The organism is Pseudomonas sp. H1_D05, assembly GCF_054682705.1.
Window position 1 is genome coordinate 1,938,807 of the sequence record NZ_CP162825.1, and the last position, 19,913, is coordinate 1,958,719.

At 58.6% G+C, this 19,913-nt stretch carries 21 protein-coding genes; 9 read left to right on the forward strand and 12 right to left on the reverse strand.

Going from position 1 to position 19,913, the window contains the following annotated elements; translation table 11 throughout:
• Positions 1–69 precede the first annotated feature (69 nt).
• Positions 70–1,197, reverse strand: coding sequence for a cytochrome c oxidase subunit II (gene coxB / locus AB4O11_RS08895; RefSeq protein ID WP_034152255.1), 1,128 nt, complete (start codon positions 1,195–1,197; stop codon positions 70–72).
• Positions 1,198–1,566: 369 nt separating this feature from the next.
• Here coxB and AB4O11_RS08900 point away from each other — a divergent pair, with 369 nt between their 5' ends.
• The gene (locus AB4O11_RS08900) at positions 1,567–2,217 is read left to right on the forward strand and encodes a hypothetical protein (RefSeq protein WP_093429493.1); all 651 of its coding nucleotides are present in this window, start codon (positions 1,567–1,569) and stop codon (positions 2,215–2,217) included.
• Positions 2,218–2,352: 135 nt separating this feature from the next.
• Here the strand turns inward: AB4O11_RS08900 and AB4O11_RS08905 are convergent, their stop codons facing one another.
• The 3 genes from AB4O11_RS08905 to AB4O11_RS08915 form a co-directional block, all read right to left on the reverse strand.
• A complete protein-coding gene (locus tag AB4O11_RS08905) occupies positions 2,353–3,879 on the reverse strand; it encodes a SulP family inorganic anion transporter (RefSeq protein WP_460130475.1) in 1,527 nt (508 codons plus the stop codon).
• Between the two features lie 90 nt (positions 3,880–3,969).
• Complete coding sequence (locus AB4O11_RS08910) at positions 3,970–4,698, reverse strand: carbonic anhydrase (protein WP_064116616.1); 729 nt, start codon at positions 4,696–4,698, stop codon at positions 3,970–3,972.
• A 237-nt stretch (positions 4,699–4,935) separates the two neighbouring features.
• The gene (locus tag AB4O11_RS08915) at positions 4,936–5,994 is read right to left on the reverse strand and encodes a PA0069 family radical SAM protein (protein WP_093429491.1); all 1,059 of its coding nucleotides are present in this window, start codon (positions 5,992–5,994) and stop codon (positions 4,936–4,938) included.
• A 227-nt stretch (positions 5,995–6,221) separates the two neighbouring features.
• On the opposite strand from AB4O11_RS08915, the gene AB4O11_RS08920 reads away from it, so the two are divergent.
• Positions 6,222–6,524 carry a hypothetical protein gene (locus tag AB4O11_RS08920; protein WP_460130476.1) on the forward strand — a complete coding sequence of 101 codons (303 nt, stop codon included), beginning with the start codon at positions 6,222–6,224 and terminating at the stop codon, positions 6,522–6,524.
• 207 nt (positions 6,525–6,731) lie between these two features.
• Positions 6,732–7,007 (forward strand): hypothetical protein, encoded by a 276-nt coding sequence (locus AB4O11_RS08925; protein WP_460130477.1) that lies wholly within the window; start codon positions 6,732–6,734, stop codon positions 7,005–7,007.
• Positions 7,008–7,066: 59 nt separating this feature from the next.
• Here the strand turns inward: AB4O11_RS08925 and AB4O11_RS08930 are convergent, their stop codons facing one another.
• Genes AB4O11_RS08930 through AB4O11_RS08940 form a run of 3 tightly spaced genes read right to left on the reverse strand, consistent with a single transcriptional unit; the run spans position 7,067 to position 10,914 of the window.
• Positions 7,067–8,368, reverse strand: coding sequence for a c-type cytochrome (locus AB4O11_RS08930; RefSeq protein WP_460089390.1), 1,302 nt, complete (start codon positions 8,366–8,368; stop codon positions 7,067–7,069).
• Positions 8,369–8,380: 12 nt separating this feature from the next.
• Entirely contained in the window at positions 8,381–10,165 is a 1,785-nt protein-coding gene (locus AB4O11_RS08935; protein ID WP_460130478.1) for a GMC family oxidoreductase, read from the reverse strand.
• Positions 10,166–10,167: 2 nt separating this feature from the next.
• Positions 10,168–10,914 (reverse strand): gluconate 2-dehydrogenase subunit 3 family protein, encoded by a 747-nt coding sequence (locus AB4O11_RS08940; RefSeq protein WP_460089393.1) that lies wholly within the window; start codon positions 10,912–10,914, stop codon positions 10,168–10,170.
• Positions 10,915–11,217: 303 nt separating this feature from the next.
• Between AB4O11_RS08940 and AB4O11_RS08945 the strand changes: the two genes are divergently transcribed.
• The gene (locus AB4O11_RS08945; RefSeq protein WP_093429486.1) at positions 11,218–11,862 is read left to right on the forward strand and encodes a dual specificity protein phosphatase family protein; all 645 of its coding nucleotides are present in this window, start codon (positions 11,218–11,220) and stop codon (positions 11,860–11,862) included.
• A 49-nt stretch (positions 11,863–11,911) separates the two neighbouring features.
• On the opposite strand, the gene AB4O11_RS08950 is transcribed toward AB4O11_RS08945, so the two are convergent.
• Both AB4O11_RS08950 and prlC read right to left on the reverse strand, forming a co-directional pair.
• Positions 11,912–12,199, reverse strand: coding sequence for a YheV family putative zinc ribbon protein (locus tag AB4O11_RS08950; RefSeq protein WP_093429485.1), 288 nt, complete (start codon positions 12,197–12,199; stop codon positions 11,912–11,914).
• Complete coding sequence (gene prlC, locus AB4O11_RS08955; RefSeq protein ID WP_095113094.1) at positions 12,196–14,247, reverse strand: oligopeptidase A; 2,052 nt, start codon at positions 14,245–14,247, stop codon at positions 12,196–12,198. The genes AB4O11_RS08950 and prlC overlap by 4 nt, the downstream gene beginning before the upstream one ends.
• An 88-nt stretch (positions 14,248–14,335) precedes the next feature.
• Between prlC and AB4O11_RS08960 the strand changes: the two genes are divergently transcribed.
• Together AB4O11_RS08960 and AB4O11_RS08965 are read left to right on the forward strand one after the other, a co-directional pair.
• Positions 14,336–14,881, forward strand: coding sequence for a gamma carbonic anhydrase family protein (locus AB4O11_RS08960; RefSeq protein WP_093429483.1), 546 nt, complete (start codon positions 14,336–14,338; stop codon positions 14,879–14,881).
• A 28-nt stretch (positions 14,882–14,909) separates the two neighbouring features.
• Positions 14,910–15,560, forward strand: a complete 651-nt coding sequence (locus tag AB4O11_RS08965; RefSeq protein WP_186620376.1) for an HAD family hydrolase — start codon at positions 14,910–14,912, stop codon at positions 15,558–15,560.
• Positions 15,561–15,653: 93 nt separating this feature from the next.
• Here the strand turns inward: AB4O11_RS08965 and AB4O11_RS08970 are convergent, their stop codons facing one another.
• Positions 15,654–16,736, reverse strand: coding sequence for an aminopeptidase (locus AB4O11_RS08970; protein ID WP_460089396.1), 1,083 nt, complete (start codon positions 16,734–16,736; stop codon positions 15,654–15,656).
• 59 nt (positions 16,737–16,795) lie between these two features.
• Here AB4O11_RS08970 and AB4O11_RS08975 point away from each other — a divergent pair, with 59 nt between their 5' ends.
• Both AB4O11_RS08975 and AB4O11_RS08980 read left to right on the forward strand, forming a co-directional pair.
• A complete protein-coding gene (locus tag AB4O11_RS08975; RefSeq protein ID WP_034152270.1) occupies positions 16,796–17,218 on the forward strand; it encodes a PA0061/PA0062 family lipoprotein in 423 nt (140 codons plus the stop codon).
• A 40-nt stretch (positions 17,219–17,258) separates the two neighbouring features.
• Positions 17,259–17,678: a PA0061/PA0062 family lipoprotein gene (locus AB4O11_RS08980; RefSeq protein ID WP_093429480.1), complete on the forward strand. Its 420-nt coding sequence runs from the start codon at positions 17,259–17,261 to the stop codon at positions 17,676–17,678.
• A gap of 6 nt (positions 17,679–17,684) precedes the next feature.
• Here the strand turns inward: AB4O11_RS08980 and AB4O11_RS08985 are convergent, their stop codons facing one another.
• Positions 17,685–17,924: a DUF1161 domain-containing protein gene (locus tag AB4O11_RS08985; protein ID WP_099757641.1), complete on the reverse strand. Its 240-nt coding sequence runs from the start codon at positions 17,922–17,924 to the stop codon at positions 17,685–17,687.
• A 246-nt stretch (positions 17,925–18,170) separates the two neighbouring features.
• Positions 18,171–18,602 carry an OsmC family protein gene (locus AB4O11_RS08990; protein WP_093429478.1) on the reverse strand — a complete coding sequence of 144 codons (432 nt, stop codon included), beginning with the start codon at positions 18,600–18,602 and terminating at the stop codon, positions 18,171–18,173.
• 242 nt (positions 18,603–18,844) lie between these two features.
• Between AB4O11_RS08990 and AB4O11_RS08995 the strand changes: the two genes are divergently transcribed.
• The gene (locus AB4O11_RS08995; protein WP_034152274.1) at positions 18,845–19,846 is read left to right on the forward strand and encodes an LLM class flavin-dependent oxidoreductase; all 1,002 of its coding nucleotides are present in this window, start codon (positions 18,845–18,847) and stop codon (positions 19,844–19,846) included.
• Positions 19,847–19,913 lie beyond the last annotated feature (67 nt).

Sequence of the window (19,913 nt, forward strand, 5' to 3'; positions counted from 1 at the left end):
TACGTGAGTGGATGAGGCAGGCCGGGGCGCTCTGCCCCGACCGGTTCACGAGGTACGCGATAGACCGGCTCATTTGCTTTCCGCCTGTTTCAGCTCCAGCACTTCTTTTGGCGTGACCATGTCGCCCTTGTTGTTGCCCCAGGCGTTACGTTCGTAGGTCACGACCGCTGCGATATCGACTTCCGACAACTGCTTGCCGAACGCCGCCATGGCGGTGCCGGGCTTGCCGTGGAAGACAATGCTCAAGTGGCCTTCTTTCGGTCCGGTGGCGATTTTCGAGCCTTTGAGCGCCGGGAACATCGGCGGCAGGCCCTGACCTTCGGCCTGGTGACAGGCGACGCAGGTGGTGTGATAGATCTTGTCGCCGCGTTCCTTGAGTTCGTCGAGGGTCCATTCCTTGCTGGTCAGCTCTTTGAGCTGCGCAGCCTCGGCTTTGCGGTCGGCGAGCCATTTGTCGTAGTCGGCCTTCTCTTTGACCTCGACCACGATCGGCATGAAGCCGTGATCCTTGCCGCACAATTCGGCGCACTGGCCACGGTAGATGCCGGGCTTGTCGATGCGCGTCCACGCCTCGTTGACGAATCCCGGGATCGCATCGCGTTTCACCGCGAAGGCCGGCACCCACCAGGAGTGAATGACGTCGGCGGAAGTCACGAGGAAGCGCACTTTGGCGCCGGTCGGCAGCACCAACGGCTTGTCGACCTCGAGCAAGTAATGCTCGCCCTTGGTTTCCTTGTTGTGGATCTGTTCGGCGGGAGTGGCCAGGTTGCTGAAAAACTCGACGTCCTGGCCCAGGTATTTGTAGTGCCACTTCCACTGATAACCGGTGATCTGGATATCGATATCCGGCTCACTGGTGTCGTACATCTTGATCAGGGTGGCGGTCGCCGGTACGGCCATCGCCACCAGAATCAGGAACGGTACGACGGTCCAGAGAATTTCGACGGTAGTGCTTTCGTGGAATTTTGCGGCGACCTGCCCGGTAGAACGGCGGTGCACCATCATCGACCAGAACATGGCGCCGAAGACGATGATCCCGATCACCACACAGATCCAGAAAATGGTCATGTGCAGGTCGAATACTGCGTGACTGATTTCAGTCGCTCCAGGCGCCATATTTACAGTCCAGGCAGCGTGTGCCGGACTGAAAATCGACCACAACAGGAGGCCCATCCAGACGTGTGGATGTCGCATCATTGCGGGTTCCCCTTATCGTTCTTGTTATCCCGCCGGCTTTCGCCTGCGGCAAGGGAGCGGCTGCATCAGACTACGAACTTGAATCGCCGGGCCTTGCTGCGGGTGCAGTCGGGCGTCATCAGCTAACTCCATTCAATGGCGAGTATAGACAGCGACGGGAAATTGCAATGTGCGCACGTAAATGAACTGAAACAGCTGGCACTTGCGTTCAAGGGCACGAATGGAGAAGGATGCAGACGAGTGGTGGCAAACCGATATAACGCAGGTGCATCAAGGATGAAATAATTATGACAAATGCGTCTTAGCATTTTTCGTAAGCCAGCTAAGTTATGTCTTCCCTATTTCATTGCCTTGTTTCCTGGAGTTTTCATGAACACCGCCGCATTGCGCGAGCAGATCCAAAAAGCCCAACAACACGAAAAAGAAACCGGCCTGCTGACCCGTCAGCTAGAAAGCAAGCTGCCTCATTTACACCCGGCGATCCAATTGCCGGAAGCCGACGCCAACGGTGTGCTGACGCGTTTTGTCGCCGCCTACATTGATGAAGTGCCAGACCTGCTGGATGCAGCCAATGAAGTTGCCAGGGAAGCGGGAATCGAATCGCAGATCAAACCGGTGCTGAAAATCGCCGAGCAGTATTTCCTCCAGCCGCCAGCCATCATGGCCGGGCACGTTGGCCTGGACAGCCTGCTCGACGAAGCCTATCTGGCGCACCGTTTTGTCGAAGAGGTCAACGACCTGTACATCAAGCATTTCGGCCAGCCACTGATCCCCTTGGACATGACGGTCGCTAACTTGATTGCTCACCAATTGATCGGTGAGGAATTTGCCAACCAACTGGACGAAGCGGTGCATCACGCCATCGACGAGATGCTCAACGACGAGAGTTTTGCCCTGGAATCGGTAGAAGCCTACCGCGGCAAACTCAGCAGCCCGGACACCGGCGCCGCGTGGAAACGCTGGCCGTGCATGGGCCGCCGACTGGGTGTAGGCCTGGAACTGGACCAGCCTGCCGCGTAATCCTCATACGCCATAGATCCAATGTGGGAGCGAGCCTGCTCGCGAATGCGGTCGATCATTCAACATCTCTGTTGGCTGATACATCGCTTTCGCGAGCCGGCTCGCTCCCACAAGGTTTATCGCAACATGGCCTTTTTAGCCGGCCGCACCGATACCGGTGGTGGTTCGAATCCGTCCCTCAAGCCTGCGCTTCAACCCGCGCGACTCAATCAACAGCTTCGAGCCCTTCGCCGCATTCGCCCGGCCCCACTCCTCCAGCAACTCCAGACACGAATGGTCGATGTAGCTCAGGTTATTGAGCGGCACATGCACCGTGGTGCCGTGCGGAATACTGCCCAGCACCTGCGTCAACGCCGGCACTTTGAGGAATGTCGCCGCGCCGACCAGACGCAACTCCATCTCGCCGTCCTGCGGCAGATCGATCAGGCTGATCTTCAATCGCGAAGCCTTGAACGCCAGTTTCAACATCGTCAGACCGAAACCGATCAACACCCCGGTCAACAGGTCAGTGAAGATGATCGCCAGCGCCGTCGCCGCATAGGTGAACATCGGCATCCGCCCATAACGACCCAGACCTCGAAACGCTTTGAGATCGACCAGTTTGAACCCGGTGTACACCAGCACACCCGCCAGACTCGCCACCGGAATGCTTTGCAGCACACTCGACAGCAACAGCACGAACGCCAGCAGCCACAGACCATGGAAGATCGTCGAGTAACGCGTGGTCGCGCCGGCCTGGACGTTGGCCGAACTGCGCACAATCACCCCGGTCATCGGCAGTGCCCCGAGCAGACCGCAGAGCATGTTGCCGACACCTTGCGCCGACAGCTCACGGTCGAAGTCCGAACGCACGCCGCTGTGCATACGATCCACCGCAGCGGCGGACAACAGGGTTTCGGCGCTGGCGATAAACGCCACGGCGAACGCGGCGATCAGCAGCGTAGGATCGGCCAGGCTGAGCAGGTCCGCCGGTTTCAGCCAATCAATGGCTTCGGCCAGATTCGCCGGTACTTCAACACGTTTGACCTGCAACGCCAGCAGCAGACTGGCAGCTGTCGCCAGACCCACGCCGAGCAATGCACCGGGCACGAAACGTAGCGAATGCGGGCGAAATTTTTCCCATAGCCACATCACCGCAATCGTCGACAGACCGAGGAGTCCGGCCTGCCAGCCGAACGACGGCAAGGCCTGCGCCACTGCCGCCGGGAACGCCGTAAGGTTATCCAGGCCAGAAGGCTTCGGTGACGCATCGAGCATCACATGCACCTGCGACAGCACGATCAATACGCCAATCCCCGCCAGCATCCCGTAAACCACCGCTGGCGCCGTGACCCGAAACCAGCAACCGAGTTTCAAGCGCCCGGCCACCAGTTGCAGGAAACCGGCGAGCAGCAGAATCGGCCCCAGCATTTCAATACCGTGCTGGCGCACCAGTTCAAACACCAACACCGCCAGACCCGCCGCCGGCCCGCTGACCTGCAACGGCGAACCCGCCAGCCAGCCAACCACCAGACCGCCGATGATCCCGGTGATCAGACCTTTGGCCGGTGGCAACCCTGAAGCAATCGCGATACCCATGCACAGCGGCAACGCGACCAGAAACACAACCACTGAAGCGAGCAACTCCCGTGGCAACACCGCTTTCAATTGAGCCGCACGCATGGCGATTCTCCCGAAGTTTTCTTCAGGCATGGCTTCGCCGAACCGCTGAAACAGCGGCCGGCGTCAAACCACACAGATGTTTAGGAAGATTTAGAAGCGCGCTTTGGGCGTCGCCACCGGAATCGGATGGCTACCATCGAGCGGCAGGAAACGTCCCTGATCCGCGTCGTAAGCTTTTATTTCGCTGGTTTCGATGTTGTAGACCCAGCCATGGATGAACAGATGACCGTTCGCCATGCGCGAGGCTACCGAAGGATGGGTACGCAAGTGCTGCAATTGGGCGATGACGTTTTCCTCGGTGAGGATCGGCATGCTTTCTTTTTCGTCGGCGCAGTGACAGTTATCGTGCACCATGGTTTTCGCGACTTCAGCGTGGCGCAGCCAGGCTTTGACTGTCGGCATCTTTTCCAGGCTGTCCGGATTGAGCACCGCACGCATGGCGCCGCAATCGGAGTGGCCGCAGATGATGATGTGCTGCACGCCCAGCGCCAGCACCGCGTATTCGATCGCGGTGGAAACGCCGCCGTTCATCTGGCCGTAAGGCGGGACAACGTTGCCGACGTTACGGGTCACGAACAGATCGCCCGGCGAGCTCTGGGTGATCAGCTCAGGGACGATGCGCGAGTCGGCGCAGGTGATGAACATCGCCTTTGGCGCCTGGGCCGTGGCGAGTTTCTTGAAGAGTTCTTCCTGCTGGGGAAAGACCTCATGATGAAAATGCAAAAAGCCGTCTACGATCTGTCGCAGCGCTGCATCGGCGGATTCCGCTTCAGGGGTTTGCGCCGACGCAGCCAACGGCTGTTTATCCTTGTCACTCATGATTCATCCTCTTTGGCGGATTAGGGGAGTCGTTCCCATGTATTCCGGTATGAAGCCAGTGGCTGTTTAAAACATCCGGGTCATCCCGACCCGTCAGTCACTCGATGAACAAGGTAGCCGCCGAAACTTAACTCAAACTGAATCAAACGCTCTAGCACGTGTGTTCCAGGTCACAAAAAACGTGACTGAGTGATTTCGGCGGAAGATTCCAACCCCTCAACCATAGGCCAATTGTCGCTAAATCAACGACATCTGGCGACCCGGCGGACAGAAGGCAGTGCAATCGAGGTTGTAGCTTTCGCGGTGATTGATGCCCAGACGCTTGATGGCTTTGGCAAATCGTTGCGCGAGCAGGTCGGCGAACACCCCTTCGCCGCGCATGCGTGCGCCGAAACGGCTGTCGTAGAGCTCGCCGCCACGGCTCTGGCGGATCAGGCTCAGCACATGCGCGGCGCGTTGCGGATAGTGCGCCTGAAGCCATTCTTCGAACAGCGGCGCCACTTCCAGCGGCAGACGCAGCATCATATAGGCAGCGCTTTGTGCTCCGGCCGCGTGGGCTTCGTTAAGCAGGTTTTCGATCTCGCTGTCGTTGATCATCGGAATCATCGGCGAACACAGCACGCCGACCGGTATGCCTGCTTCGCGCATGACCCGAATGGCGCGCAATCGCGCTTTGGGGGCAGCAGCGCGCGGTTCGAGGATCCGTTTGAGCTCGTCATCGAGCGTGGTCAGGCTGATCATCACCGCGACCAGGCGTTGCTCGGCCAACTCGGTCAGCAGGTCGAGATCGCGCAGAATCAGCGAGCCTTTGGTGACGATGGTCACGGGATGTCGATAGCGCAGAAGCACTTCGAGGGTCTGCCGGGTGATTTTGTGTTCGCGCTCGATCGGCTGATACGGATCGGTGTTGGAGCCCAGGTTGATCGGCGCACATTGATAGCCTTTTTTCCCGAGCTGTTCCTCCAGCACTTGGGCGGCGTTGGTCTTGGCGATCAGCCTGGTTTCGAAGTCCAGCCCTGGCGACATGTCCCAATAAGCGTGGCTGGGCCGTGCGTAGCAATAGATGCAGCCATGCTCGCAGCCACGGTAGGGATTGATCGAGCGGTCGAAGGGCAGATCCGGAGAGGTATTGCGGGTAATGATGGTTTTCGCGGTTTCGATCATCACCTCGGTGCCTTGGGTCAGCGGCACTTCCTGATACCAGCCGTCATCCTCGGCCACCGAACGGTTCGGCGCGAAGCGGTTGTGCGGGTTGCTGGCGGTGCCGCGACCGCGCTGGGGGAGAGGGTTGATCATTGGGCAGGCTCCAGATCTGTATATGCATACAGTACATGAGCAAGCCCGCTGTGATCCAGTACCGTTCAGCGATGGGATACTTGCTGAGTTCCAAAGTATATATATAGGTGCAGAGCCGAAGTACAACCCGAGATACATATGTTTGATTGTCGCGACAAGTTATCAAAGATAGCCTTGGCTACTCCGAGTGGCACTTGTCCGATAACTAAATTAAAAGGATTTAATTCATGTCTTACCTCAATCAGCGCGGTGTCTTTGTGCAAATGATGCAACCCAATGCATCGGAACCCAACACCATTGTTTCGATGCAACTGGCACGAAAGGAACTGGGCTGGAACGCCGAACAGGAATTGCCTACCGAGGCGCTGGTCGACTCGATCTACGTGGTGGCGGTATCCAGCGACCGTGGCAAAACGTTCACTGTTCGCACCAACAAGAAAGATGTGGACGGTGATGGCGATATTGATAACGACGACAAAGCGAAGTTGATTGCACTGGCCAGGGCTTATGTAAGTATCGTTAATCCGTAATTGAAAATTCAAGAGTCTCACAGCAAATGAAAATAAAGTCCTGCATGACGACTCATGCAGGACTTTATTGTTTTAGAAGAAAAGACGGTAAATGGCAGGTGGCCGGTAAAGGACTGGCTGGGCATACACCCTGTCAGCTTTGACAGTAGACCGGAATTCTCGCCAAACCTAATCTCAAGCACGCAATCAATCTGCAGGGTTTCATCCATGGCTATCAGAATACTGCTGGAAATCGCGGATATGGATCGGGATGCAAGTCCGGAAATCGCTTTTTATCACTACAGCGAGGACGCGACCGAAATGATGGATTACGACTATTCGCTTTTTGCTTCGTCGTCGCAGGCCAATGGTCGTTATGACCTGATCTCCGAAGACGCCGTCGATACTGACGGCGATGGCGACATCGACAAATACGACGAGAAGCTTTATCTGCAGCTGGCCGATGCATTTGCGCAGTTTAAAGGCTTTCAGCCCAAGCGTTGATCGGCCGCTGACACCGCACGAAAAGTCGAACCGTGCCAACGGCGTATCAATCACATCCGTCAGTTATGCGTAGTGACTTGCCCCAAATCATCCCCGGAAGTCGTTTGCATATCGTTCTTGCGTAGATTGGCTACATCTTCAGCGTCAACTGGCGCGCCTTTGTTGCCCCAACTGCCACGAATGAAACTCACCACATCCGCCACTTCCTGGTCCGACAGGCGCCAGGCAAAGCCCGGCATGGTGAACGTCGACGGTGCCGTGTGCGTCGCCGGCAACGTACCGCCCCTGAGCACGATGTGAATCAACGAAGTCGGGTCTGCCGATTGCAGCACCGGATTGCCCGCCAGCGCCGGGAACACCCGGGTGTAGCCGTGACCATCGGTGCGGTGGCACGCCGCGCAGTTGTCGATGTACACCGCAGCTCCGCGCTGACTGTCGTCACCGTTCCACAAGGCTTTGGCGGCTTTTTCATCGTACTGATGCGGTTGATCGTTCGGATCAGTGGCCGGCAGTGATTTGAGGTAGCGGGCAATCGCCGTCAGGTCGGCATCGGTCATGTATTGCATGCTGTGGGTGACCACGTCGCTCATGCCGCCGAACACGGCGCTGCGGTCGCTGCGCCCGGTCTTGAGGAACTGCACCAGTTGTTCCTCGTTCCAGCTGCCGAGGCCATCCTTGTGATCGCCGCGCAGACTCTTGGCGATCCAGCCTTCCAGCGGCGCACTGCCGGCGAGAAAGGTTGTGCCGTCAGCCGCACTCAGGGATTTTTCCTGCATGGTCAGCGCGCGTGGCGTATGGCAGGCACCGCAATGGCCGAGGCCTTCGACCAGATACGCGCCACGGCTGATGACGGCGTCGTCACCGACTGCCTTGTAGTCCTCGACCTTCGGCGCAAACATCCAGCGCCAGCCCATCAACGGCCAACGCATGCTCAACGGCCACGGAATGTCGCTGGCCTTGTTTTCCTGCGCCACCGGTTCTACGCCGTGCATGAAGTACGCGTACAACGCTTGCATGTCGGTTTCGCTGACACGCGCGTAGGACGGATACGGCATCGCCGGGTACAACGTACTGCCGTTTTTGGCGACGCCATGGCGTACGGCCTGATCGAAGTCTTCGAAGCTGTATTCACCGACGCCGGTTTTGTCCGGGGTGATGTTGGTCGAGTAAATCGTGCCGATCGGGGTTTCCATCGGCAGGCCACCGGCGAACGGTTTGCCGCCCTTGGCAGTGTGGCAGGCCACACAGTCACCGGCGCGGGCAAGGTATTCGCCCTGTTTGATCAAACTTTGATCAACTTCAGCCGCATGGATTGCGGCACTGCCGAGCAGCGCCAGAGTCGCGATAACGAGATTTTTCATGGTCATCGCTCCTTAAGCCTGAACCAGCGGGCCGGGGTTTTTCAGGTATTGCTCGCGGATCGCCTTCGCCGACCAATAGGTCAGCGCAGCAACCAGCCCGGTCGGGTTGTAACCGAGGCCCTGCGGGAAGGCCGAGGCGCCCGGGACGAAGACGTTGTGCACGTCCCAGCTCTGCAAGTAGCGGTTCAGCGCGCTCTTCTTCGGATCGGTGCCCATGATCGCGCCACCATTGAGGTGGGTGGTCTGGTACGACGCCGTATTGAAGTGGTCGCCGACTTTCTTGCCGATCACCGCGATGGCTTTCGGGCCCATCGCTTCGGCGACCTTGCCCATTTTCTCGACCATGAAGCGGTTCATCTTTATGTCGTTTTCCTGCCAGTCGAAGGTCATCCGCAGCAGCGGCAAGCCGTAGGCGTCGCGGTACACCGGATCGAGATCGAGGTAGTTGCCACGGTAGGACTGATGCGCGCCGTGGGCGTCCATCGACACCTGGTGGGTGTAGTAATCGGCGGTCGCGCGTTTCCAGGCACTGCCCCACGCAGGTGTGCCCGGCGGGTTCGAAGTGCCGGCAATCGGCCGGCTGCCGGCCTGGTTGACCCACATCGGCGAGCCACCGACGAAGCCGTGCGGGCCGTGGTCGAAGTTGTCGGCGTTGAAATCGTCCAGCGCCACGCCGTTGCCGCCGGCGCCGATGAAGTTGTTGGTGTGGGTGTCCTTGTCGAAGAACGCCTTGATGGTCGCCATGTTCTGGTAGGCGAAGTTACGCCCGACCACGCCTTCGCCGCTGATCGGGTCGTATGGCTTGCCGATCCCGGACAGCAGCATCAGACGCACGTTGTGCAACTGGAACGCGCCGAGGATCACCAGATCCGCCGGTTGCTCGATCTCGCGGCCCTGACCGTCGATGTAGGTCACGCCGGTGGCTTTGGATTTGCTGCTGTCGAGATTGACCCGCAACACATGCGAGTTAGGCCGCAGCTCGAAATTCGGCAGCGGCTTGAGCGCCGGCAGAATGTTCACGTTCGGCGAGGCCTTGGAATACATGTAGCAAACGTAACCACTGCAGAAACCGCAGAAGTTGCACGGGCCCATCTGTGCGCCGTAAGGGTTGGTGTAAGGCCCCGAGGTGTTTGCCGAAGGCAAGTTGTAGGGCTTGTAACCGACTTCAGTCGCTGCTTTGCCGAACAGCTGTGCGGAGACTGTGTTTTTCTGCGCTTCCAGCGGGAACGGATTGGAGCGATCCGGCGCGTACGGGTTGCCGCCCTTGCCCTGACCGACCAATTGGCCTTTCACCGTCCAGGCCTGGCCCGAGGTGCCGAAGATTTTTTCGGCGAAATCGAAGAACGGCTCTAGTTCTTCATAGCTGACGCCGAAGTCCTGGATGGTCATGTCCTTGGGGATAAAGCTTTTGCCGTAGCGCTCTTCGTAGTGGCTGCGCATGCGCAACTCGATCGGATCGACCCGGAAGTGCACGCCCGACCAGTGCAGTCCGGCGCCGCCAACACCATTGCCCGGCAGAAACGCGCCCAACTGGCGGTTCGGCAGGGCGATGTCGTTGACGCTGTGGCGAATGGTGACGGTTTCCTTGGAGATGTCCTGAAAGAGTTTTTTGCGCACGCTGTAGGTGAGTTCGTCGATCACCTGCGGATAGTTGCCGTCCGGGTAGGTGTCCTGCATCGGCCCGCGCTCCAGCGCCAGCACGTTGAGACCCGCTTCGGTCAGCTCCTTGGCCATGATCGCGCCGGTCCAGCCGAAGCCCACGATCACTGCGTCAACCTTCTTCATTACCGTTGCCATGCTTACGCCCTCTCGCCGCGAATCGAAACTGCCGGGAAGGGGTATTGCTCGTTACGTTCCACCCAATCCATGAAATCGGCGCGGGCGCCGGGGAAGCCGATCATGGTCCAGCCGACCATGCCTTTGTTGCCACCGTGGATCGGGTCGCAGAAGAACCCTTCCTTGGTGTTTTGCAGCAGCAGATTGAAGAAAATCTTTGCCGGAACCGCATCGAATTGCGGCTTGCCAGCTTCGAGTTGCTTGAGCAAATCGTCTCGGGTAGCGCTGTCTTGCTCAGCAAATACTTTACCGTTGAGAGATTTTGCCCACTGATCCGTGGCGGCGATGCCGAGTCGATAGATCTCTTTGGGCACCAGTTTGCTCTGCCAACCCATTTCCGGAGCGGCGTCGGCATTGAACGGGCCTTGCATGTACCAAAGTGCACCGGCGGCGTACGGCGTGTTCATCTGGCGGTCGATGTATTCCGGGACACCGGCTTCTAGCGCACCCGGACCTTGGGCATCGTTGGGGATCAGCTGTGCGACGGCGGCATTGATGAACGCCCATTCTTCGGCGGTGAAATAGCTCGGCTGATACACGCTGGCATCAGTGCGAACCGGTTGCGGCGCGGGCGCAGCTGGTTTGGCTTCAGGCGCTGCTTGCAAGACGCTGCTGCCCAGACCGGTGCCAGCCAGGGTGACCACCGGTATCAGGGTCAGGGATTTGCGTAAGAACTCACGCCGCGGGTTGTCTCGACTTTCATCAGACATGGGGTGCACCTCATCAGGCATTAGGGGACAGCCGCTTCTGCGAACGGCTTGAGGATTTTTCGTCGCGACGTGACGGTATGACCCGGAAAATGGGGACGCGTCTGCAACATCGTGTGACAAATGGTAGCAGGCTAAGCTTCGGGATGAATCGATTCAGTGGAAAAAAACAGCGGTTTTCCGCATGCCAGTGCATGAAACCGTGCGGATTCACGATTCTTTGACAAGCGCCTCACAGGGCTTTGACCGCTCAACATCGAAGCTGCAGTTCCTCTCACCGATGAACCCCGACACGGTTACCCCAGCATGTCCCGAGTGCGTTTTTTTTCCGCTTTGTGCTTATCGCTATTGGTGCTGTTGCCCTGGATGCCTGCCCAGGCTGCGGCAACTGCGACAGTTCGTCCTGCTGATTGGGCGCAACCGGTCGAAGTGCAATACAACCTGTTCCAGATGTCGCCGACGCTCTATCGCAGCGCCTTGCCCGATGGCGGTGCGGTGCCGTTGCTGAAGAATCTGAAAGTCGCCACGGTGATCAACTTCCTTCCGGAAGCGGACAATAACTGGTTGTCAGAGCCGGGCATCAATCAGGTGCAATTGCCTTACCGCACCAATCATGTCGATGACGCCGATGTGCTCAAGACTCTGCGCGCGATTCAGTCCGCCGAAGCCAACGGTCCGGTGTTGATGCATTGCAAACACGGCTCTGACCGCACCGGCCTGATGGCGGCGATGTACCGGATCGTGGTGCAAGGCTGGAGCAAGGAAGATGCGCTGAATGAAATGACTCAGGGCGGATTTGGAGAAAGCGGTCATTTCAAGGATGGCGTGCGTTATGTGATGCAGGCCGATGTCGACAAGCTGCGCACCGCTCTGGCCAATGGTGATTGCAGCACCAGTGCGTTTGCCACCTGCTCGATGAAGAGCTGGTTTCAGTCAGTCAATCTGAAGTAATCCGCTACCTTCCACGACATTGCATCGTGGAAGGTTTTCAAGCTGCAGCTCAGTCTTCGGATTTCTTCTTGAGCTTCGGATTCGGGAAGAACTGTACTGCCTGCACCGTCTTGTCCGGCGCAGGTTTGTTCAGCGCGCTGGTGTTGACCCGCGTGCCCAGTTCTTTCGGTACCGACAGCCCTTGCTCGTTTAGCGTATCCGAGTAACCGCAGGCCACACATTCGCGGTGCGGCACGCCGTCCTCGTTCCACATCATCAGCTTGTCCGGTTCGCTGCACGCCGGGCAGACCGCCCCGGCGATAAAGCGTTTCTTGGTAATCACAGGTGCCTCACTCATGCTGCCGCGTCCTCACTCAGGCCGCTGTGGCGCAAGAGTGCGTCAATCGATGGCTCACGGCCACGGAAGTCGACGAACAGCACCATCGGCGCCTGCGAACCGCCGCGCGCGAGAATCGCTTCACGGAAGGCCCGACCGGTTTCAGCATTGAGCACGCCGTCTTCTTCGAATTTCGAGAAGGCATCCGCCGACAGTACTTCAGCCCACTTGTAGCTGTAGTAACCCGCCGCGTAACCGCCGGCAAAGATGTGCGCGAAGCTGTTCGGGAAACGGTTGTAGGCCGGCGGACGCATCACCGATACCTCGTCACGCACGCCTTCGAGCACTTGCAGCACGCTACGGCCGTCGCCGTGGGTGGCATGCAGTTCGAAGTCGAACAGCGAGAACTCGAGTTGGCGGACCATCATCAGGCCGGACTGGAAATTCTTCGCCGCGAGCATTTTTTCCAGCAGGTCCTGGGGCAGCGGCTCGCCGCTTTCGTAGTGACCGGAAATCAGTGCGAGGCCTTCCGGCTCCCAGCACCAGTTTTCCATGAATTGGCTCGGCAGCTCGACCGCGTCCCATGCCACACCGTTGATCCCGGAAACGCCGGCGTGATCAACGCGGGTCAGCAAGTGATGCAGGCCATGACCGAATTCGTGGAACAGCGTGGTCACTTCATCGTGGGTCAGCAGCGCAGGCTTGCCGCTGTCGGCCGGGGTGAAGTTGCACACCAGATTGGCCACCGGGCTTTGCAGCACGCCGTCGACGGTGCGGCGACGGTCGCGGGCGCCATCCATCCAGGCACCGCCACGCTTGTTGGCGCGGGCGTAGAGGTCGAAGAAAAAGCGGCCGACGTGCTGGCCGTTTTCCTTGATTTCGAACAGGCGCACGTCCGGATGCCAGGTGTCGAAACCTTTCTGTTCAGCGATTTCGATGCCGTACAGACGCTGCACGATGGCGAACAGACCGCCCAGCACTTTGTCGATCGGGAAGTAGGCGCGCAGGGTTTCCTGAGCAACGCTGTAGCGTTGTTCACGCAGCTTTTCACCGTAGAAACCGCTGTCCCAGCTTTGCAGGTCGGCGCAGCCCTGTTCGGCGGCGTAGGCGCGCAGCTGTTGCAGATCCTGCGCAGCGAACGGCTTGCTGCGCTTGGCCAGATCGCGCAGGAAGCTCAGCACCTGATCGCTGGATTCAGCCATTTTGGTGGCCAGGCTCAGCTCGGAGAAACTGGCGAAGCCCAACAGTTTGGCCAGTTCCTGACGCAGGTCGAGGATCTCTTCCATCACCGGGCCGTTGTCGTTCTGACCGGCGTTCGGACCTTGGTCCGAGGCGCGGGTGCAGTAAGCGGCATAGACTTCTTCGCGCAGCGCGCGGTCTTGCGCGTAGGTCATCACCGCGTAGTAGCTCGGGAATTCCAGGGTGATCAGCCAGCCGTCGAGGCCTTTGGCCTGTGCGGCAGCAGCCATTTGCGCCTTGGCTGAATCGGTCAGGCCGGCGAGGGCGGCTTCGTCGGTGACGTGCTTGGTCCACGCCTGAGTGGCGTCGAGCAGTTGATTGGAGAAACGGCTGCCCAGCTCGGACAGTTTGCTCTGCACTTCGGCGTAGCGTTTCTGTTCGGCTTCCGGCAGATCGATACCCGACAGACGGAAATCACGCAGGGCGTGTTCCAGAATAGTCTTTTGCGCCACGTCGAAACCGGCGGCTTCCGGGCTGTTGGCCAGCGCTTCATAAGCCTGGAACAGCTCGCGGTTCTGGCCCATCTCGGTGGAGTAGGCGCTCAAAGCCGGCAGGCATGACTCGTAGGCTTCACGCAATTCGGCGCTGTTGCACACGGCATTGAGGTGGCTGACCGGGCTCCAGGCAGCGCCGAGGCGGTCATTGAGTTCGTCCATCGCCAGTACCAGACCGGCCCAAGTCGGGTTCTGAACCTGAGTCTTGAGGATTTCGGCAATGGCGGCGCGGTTGTCGGCCAGGATCGTTTCGATGGCGGGCAGGACGTGTTCGGCACGGATCGTGGAGAACGGCGGCAGGTCGTAGGACTGCAGAAGAGGGTTGTTCACGCTCACGGTTGGCACCTTGGCTGGGGAAACATTGCCCCATCTTAATTACAATCGGCATTCACCGCAGCTATCGGCGACAGAGAGAGAAATTATCGTGTCCGTTCGCAAGTACCAGAATCACACCCCGCACTTGAACAAAGGCGCGTTTGTCGACGGCTCGGCGGTGGTTATCGGCGACGTCGAAATCGGCGAAGACAGCTCTGTCTGGCCGCTGACCGTGATCCGTGGCGACATGCACCGTATCCGTATCGGTGCGCGCACCAGCGTGCAGGACGGCTGCGTGTTGCACATCACCCACGCCGGCCCGTTCAACCCCGACGGCTTCCCGCTGCTGATCGGCGATGACGTCACCATCGCCCACAAAGTCATGCTGCACGGCTGTACCGTCGGCAGCCGCGTGTTGATCGGCATGGGCAGCATCGTCATGGACGGCGCGGTGGTCGAGGACGACGTGATCATCGGCGCCGGCAGCCTGGTGCCTCCGGGCAAGCGTCTGCAAAGTGGCTTCCTCTATGTGGGTAGCCCGGTGAAACAGGTGCGAGAACTCACCGACAAGGAAAAAGCTTTCTTCACCTACAGCGCGGCGAACTACGTGAAACTCAAGGACCTGCATCTGGCCGAAGGCTACGACCAGCTCTGAATCGCCTTACACCTGCTCAGGATTTCTCATGCATTACCAGACCGTACTGTTCGACCTTGATGGCACCCTGACCGACCCGCGTGAGGGCATCACCCGTTCCATCCAGTTCGCCCTCGCCAAGCTCGGCATCGATGAGCCGGATCTGACCAAGCTGGAACACTTCATCGGCCCGCCGTTATTGCAGGCGTTCATGCAGTTTTACGGATTCGATGAGGCCAAGGCATGGCAGGCGGTGAATTTCTATCGCGAGCGCTTCAAAGTGACGGGCCTGTACGAGAACCGTGTGTTCGATGGTGTCACGCCGTTGCTGGAAACCCTCAGTGGCCAAGGCCGGCAGCTGTATATCGCCACTTCGAAGCCGTGGGAATTTGCCCGCGAGATTGCCCGGCATTTTGATTTTGCCCGGCACTTCAAGGTGATCTACGGCAGTGAGCTGGATGGCACGCGGACCAACAAGGTTGAGTTGATTGCGCATCTGATCAAGGAAGAAGGGCTGGACCCGGCGAAGACGTTGATGATCGGTGACCGTAAGCATGATCTGATCGGGGCGCGCAGCAATGGGCTGGATGCGGCGGCGGTCGGTTATGGGTTTGGCAGTTTTGAAGAGTTGAGTGCCGAGGCGCCGGCTTATCATTTTGAAACGCTGGACGAGTTGCATCAGGCGTTTCTGCAGCGCTGATTAGATTGCTATCGCGAGCAGGCTCACTCCTGCATGTGGAACGCATTCCCCTGTAGGAGTGAGCCTGCTCGCGATGACGCCCTTTCAGCCACCTCAGACTTCCGGATATGCCAACGCTTTCAGTGCCGCCTTGCGCTCAGCGGCCGGCAGCCCACCCAACCGCTCTACCTCAGCATAAAACTTCAGCCAATCTCCCCCGACCTTTTTGAATAGTGTCGAAAACGCGGGGACCCACTGGTCATAAAGCCCAAACGGCAACAACCGCGCATTGTTCAGCGGCGCATTCACCCAAGCGTCATAACGCTTGTCCCCGGACCACTGACTGTCCCTCATCAGCCGATAATCCCGGCGAAACTGCTCGAACTCGGCCGCTTTTCGCTCGCGCATTTGCTCAACCGGCATTGACTGCACGTAAAGCTTCTCCAGCCGTGAACGGGTATCGAGGACCAATTCAATAAACTGATCGCGCTGCTTCAGCCGTGAATCGGTATCCGCCGGCAACCCGCGAAACGCCCGCCACTGCCGCGTGCCTTCCTGCTCGACAAACGTGGCAAAGGACTCGTTGAACTCGGTGTCGTCCTTCACATAGAAACGCTGGTGCGCCAGCTCATGAAAGATCAGCGTGGCCAGGCGCTCATCACCCCAGCCCATCATTGAATTGAGGATCGGGTCGTTGAACCAGCCGAGCGTCGAGTAGGCCTCGACACCGCCAATCGACACGTCCATACCCTGCAAGCGCTGGATCGCTGCCTCGCCGCGCGCGGCGCTCTGGCTGTAATAACCGCGATAGGCCACGCAGCCGGCAATCGGGAAACAATGGTTCTGCGGTGTCAGGGAGAACTCTTGAGTGGCGAACACATTCCACACCACGTACGGGCGATGGATGTCGGCGTACAGGCGATAGCTCTGGTTATCCGGCAAATGCAGATGTTCACTCGCAAAGGCGCGGGCCTTTTGCGCTTGCGCCAGGTGTTCGCGCAGTGTCGCGTCGCGGCTCGAATCGTTGATCACCTTTTCCACAGGCTCGCGCGCCCGCAGCAATTGCAGTTGGCCGCTGGCCAACTGCGTGTAATAGCTGACGCTGGCGCAACCGTTGAGCAACAAAAACAACACACCCGGAAACAAAATCCGAAAAACGCGATCAAGTAACCCAAGGCTTGGAAACGGCCTGCTCAAAATAAGAAATCCCCCGGAGAGTCTGCCCGCAAGACTATCCCGCCTTAAGGAGCACCGCTATGCGCATGTTGATGCTGTCAGGAGGCCTGCTGACGCTGGCCGGTTGTGCCGGATTCGGAATGCCCGATCCTGACCCTTCGCAAGCCTGGATCGATCTGGATGCCCGGCAGCAGGACACGGCGCTGCAAGCGCTGCAGGTCGATACCCAAGCGACTGCCGACAAACGCTACTTCGAAGTACAGCCCGGCAGCCATGAGTTGAAGGTGCGTTATCAATTTCCGGTCGAGGCGACCAACATCGGTCCCGACGCTGAGCCGCTGTGGCGCGATTGCCAGTTGAGCGTGAAATTCAAGGACTTCAACGCCGGCCAGCGTTATCAGTTGCAGGCCGGCAGTATTGGTTTCCGGCCTTGGGCCAAGCTCTATGACGAGCAGCGCAAAGTGGTAGGCCAAGGCACGCCGGCAGGCTGTCAGCGCACCTGAACGGCGCTATGCTGAGTATTCAGATCAGTGGATATTCGTCATGCGCCAGTTGCTGTTGTTGCTCGTTGCCAGTCTTGTGGCCGGTTGTCAGACGCCATTGCCCCCGGTCGATCCGCAGATGGCCTGGGTCGATTTTTCGACGCCGACACCCGGCGGTAAAGTGCTCATGGCCGAGCGCCTCGACAAACAGCGACTGAATGACGGGCGCTACTTTCAGGTCACGCCGGGCAGCCACGAATTGCGCGTGCGGTTTGATTTCGAAGTGTTTGGTGGTGGCGGCAGTTTGATGAACGGCCCGGTAGAGCGGTTGTGTTACCTGTACATCCGCTACGACCATTTCGAGGCCGGGCAGCGTTATGTGCTGGAAGGGCGTTCGCTGGGGTTCACACCGAGCGCCCGGCTGTATAACGCCAAGCGAGAAATCGTCGCCGAGGATTACGACTACAACTGCATTATCTAGTCAGGTTCAGCGATCGTTCTTCTGATAAATGATCGCTTTGGTGCCGTTGTCGCAGGTGCCGACGACCATCGCCACATCGTGTTTGTCGGCCTCTTCCTTGCTGACGATTTCCAGCGTGTAAGACGGCACGGCGTTGGCCTGAATTTTTACTTCGATTTCGTTCTTCAGTTCTTCGCAATCTTTGGGTGCTGCAATGACAGAAGTGGCCAGTGCACTGCAGAGGATCGCCAAGCCAATACGTTTCATGAGTGAAGCTCCCTGAGGCAGCGCGCACGGGTGTGCGCTGAAGCTGCTGTCATTTATTCGACCATATTTTTACAGCGAGGGTTCTGACTTCGCTCACAACTTGTGTTTTTGGTTTCAAACCTGTGTCGATCTCGAGATCGCCTTCGCGAGCAAGCTCGCTCCCACAATGTTCCGGTTTAGTCAGAACCAATGTGGGAGCGAGCTTGCTCGCGAAGGCGTCGGTAAAGCCAGCGACTGTTTCGAAGCTTAAGAAATCAGCGAAGCCTCAAGCGTAATCTTCGCATTCAGCACTTTCGAGACCGGGCACCCTTCCTTGGCCTTGTTGCTCAGCTCTTCAAACTGCTCCTGCGTCGCTCCAGGGATTTTCGCCTTGAGGATCAGCTTCACCGCAGTGATCGCGAACCCGCCATCCACCTGATCCAGGGTCACTTCAGCCTGAGTATCAATGCTGTCAGCCTTCAGGCCCGCATCGCCGAGAATCATCGAAAACGCCATGGAAAAACAACCGGCATGCGCGGCGCCGATCAGCTCTTCCGGGTTAGTGCCCTTACCGCCCTCAAAGCGCGCCTTGAAGCCGTAAGGGGCTTCTCTGAGGACACCGGTTTCGGTGGAGATCGAGCCGATACCGGTTTTCAGATCGCCTGCCCAATGTGCGGATGCTTTCTTCACGATAGCCATGTCTGCCTCCTCAAGATCTGACGCGGAAACGCCGCGTCGTCGTGGTTTTTGCTTGCAAGGCTTCTGAGGATAGACGCCGCAGCAAAGTTCAGCCCGGCTGAATCGTTGACTTTTTTAGTAGGAAATTTCATCACTGCTATTGAAACTCGGGTATATGCCCTCATTGCACAAAACACGCTTATGGATTCGGCAGGTTTTCGTTTGCAAGAAGAACCTGCCTCCTCACTCGGAGACGCAGGTTTATGAAGCAACTGTCCGACGTAAAATTTTCCACCCTCGATCTGGTACCGGTGCGCGAAAACGGCAGCCCGGCGCAATCGCTGCGCAACTCGCTGGATCTGGCGCAGCACGTCGAGAAATTCGGCTATACGCGGTTCTGGGTGGCCGAACACCACAACATGGACGGTATCGCCAGCTCCGCGACGTCTGTATTACTCGGTTATCTGGCTGGCGGTACGTCGACCATTCGTGTTGGCTCTGGCGGCGTAATGCTGCCCAACCATGCGCCGCTGGTGATCGCCGAGCAGTTCGGCACGCTGGAAAGCCTGTATCCGGGCCGGATCGACCTCGGCCTGGGCCGTGCGCCCGGTTCCGATCAGATGACTGCCCGCGCCTTGCGCCGCGAGCGCTCCGGCAGCGCTGACGATTTCCCCGAAGACGTTGCCGAACTGGTGCGCTACCTCGGTCCGCGTACCCCGGACCAGCGCGTGATCGCGATGCCTGGCACCGGCACCAATGTGCCGATCTGGCTGCTCGGTTCCAGTCTGTTCAGCGCGCAATTAGCCGGTGAGCGCGGTTTGCCGTATGCCTTCGCCTCGCATTTCGCTCCGCGCTTCATGCACGAGGCGATTCGCGTCTATCGCAATCACTTCAAGCCGTCGGCAGTGCTCGACAAGCCGTACGTGATGCTCGGCGTACCGCTGGTGGCGGCGGATACCGATGAACAAGCCGATTATCTGGCGACGTCGGTGTATCAGCGCATTCTGGCGTTGATGCGTGGGCAGAGCCTGGTGCAGCGTCCGCCGGTGAAAACCATGGACGGGCTGTGGCTACCGCATGAGCGTGAGGCGGTGGGGGATTTCCTGGGGCTGGCGATGGTGGGGAGTCCGCAGAAGATCCGCGCCAAGCTTGAGGTGTTGGTTGAGCAGACGCAGGCGGATGAGCTGATTTTCACCAGTGATCTGTATGAACACGCTGATCGGGTGCACTCGTACGAACTGCTCGCGCAGGTCATGAAGGGCTGAAAAGCCGAAAGGCACCCTCACCCTAGCCCTCTCCCAGGGGGAGAGGGGACTGATTGAGGTCTTCTTG

What these genes read in the sequence shown, in the direction of transcription:
- coxB (WP_034152255.1), bottom strand. Translation starts at nt 1,197, where the DNA reads ATGATGCGACATCCACACGTCTGGATGGGCCTCCTGTTGTGGTCGATT.
- AB4O11_RS08900 (WP_093429493.1), top strand. Translation starts at nt 1,567, where the DNA reads ATGAACACCGCCGCATTGCGCGAGCAGATCCAAAAAGCCCAACAACAC.
- AB4O11_RS08905 (WP_460130475.1), bottom strand. Translation starts at nt 3,879, where the DNA reads ATGCGTGCGGCTCAATTGAAAGCGGTGTTGCCACGGGAGTTGCTCGCT.
- AB4O11_RS08910 (WP_064116616.1), bottom strand. Translation starts at nt 4,698, where the DNA reads ATGAGTGACAAGGATAAACAGCCGTTGGCTGCGTCGGCGCAAACCCCT.
- AB4O11_RS08915 (WP_093429491.1), bottom strand. Translation starts at nt 5,994, where the DNA reads ATGATCAACCCTCTCCCCCAGCGCGGTCGCGGCACCGCCAGCAACCCG.
- AB4O11_RS08920 (WP_460130476.1), top strand. Translation starts at nt 6,222, where the DNA reads ATGTCTTACCTCAATCAGCGCGGTGTCTTTGTGCAAATGATGCAACCC.
- AB4O11_RS08925 (WP_460130477.1), top strand. Translation starts at nt 6,732, where the DNA reads ATGGCTATCAGAATACTGCTGGAAATCGCGGATATGGATCGGGATGCA.
- AB4O11_RS08930 (WP_460089390.1), bottom strand. Translation starts at nt 8,368, where the DNA reads ATGAAAAATCTCGTTATCGCGACTCTGGCGCTGCTCGGCAGTGCCGCA.
- AB4O11_RS08935 (WP_460130478.1), bottom strand. Translation starts at nt 10,165, where the DNA reads ATGGCAACGGTAATGAAGAAGGTTGACGCAGTGATCGTGGGCTTCGGC.
- AB4O11_RS08940 (WP_460089393.1), bottom strand. Translation starts at nt 10,914, where the DNA reads ATGTCTGATGAAAGTCGAGACAACCCGCGGCGTGAGTTCTTACGCAAA.
- AB4O11_RS08945 (WP_093429486.1), top strand. Translation starts at nt 11,218, where the DNA reads ATGTCCCGAGTGCGTTTTTTTTCCGCTTTGTGCTTATCGCTATTGGTG.
- AB4O11_RS08950 (WP_093429485.1), bottom strand. Translation starts at nt 12,199, where the DNA reads ATGAGTGAGGCACCTGTGATTACCAAGAAACGCTTTATCGCCGGGGCG.
- AB4O11_RS08965 (WP_186620376.1), top strand. Translation starts at nt 14,910, where the DNA reads ATGCATTACCAGACCGTACTGTTCGACCTTGATGGCACCCTGACCGAC.
- AB4O11_RS08975 (WP_034152270.1), top strand. Translation starts at nt 16,796, where the DNA reads ATGCGCATGTTGATGCTGTCAGGAGGCCTGCTGACGCTGGCCGGTTGT.
- AB4O11_RS08980 (WP_093429480.1), top strand. Translation starts at nt 17,259, where the DNA reads ATGCGCCAGTTGCTGTTGTTGCTCGTTGCCAGTCTTGTGGCCGGTTGT.
- AB4O11_RS08985 (WP_099757641.1), bottom strand. Translation starts at nt 17,924, where the DNA reads ATGAAACGTATTGGCTTGGCGATCCTCTGCAGTGCACTGGCCACTTCT.
- AB4O11_RS08990 (WP_093429478.1), bottom strand. Translation starts at nt 18,602, where the DNA reads ATGGCTATCGTGAAGAAAGCATCCGCACATTGGGCAGGCGATCTGAAA.
- AB4O11_RS08995 (WP_034152274.1), top strand. Translation starts at nt 18,845, where the DNA reads ATGAAGCAACTGTCCGACGTAAAATTTTCCACCCTCGATCTGGTACCG.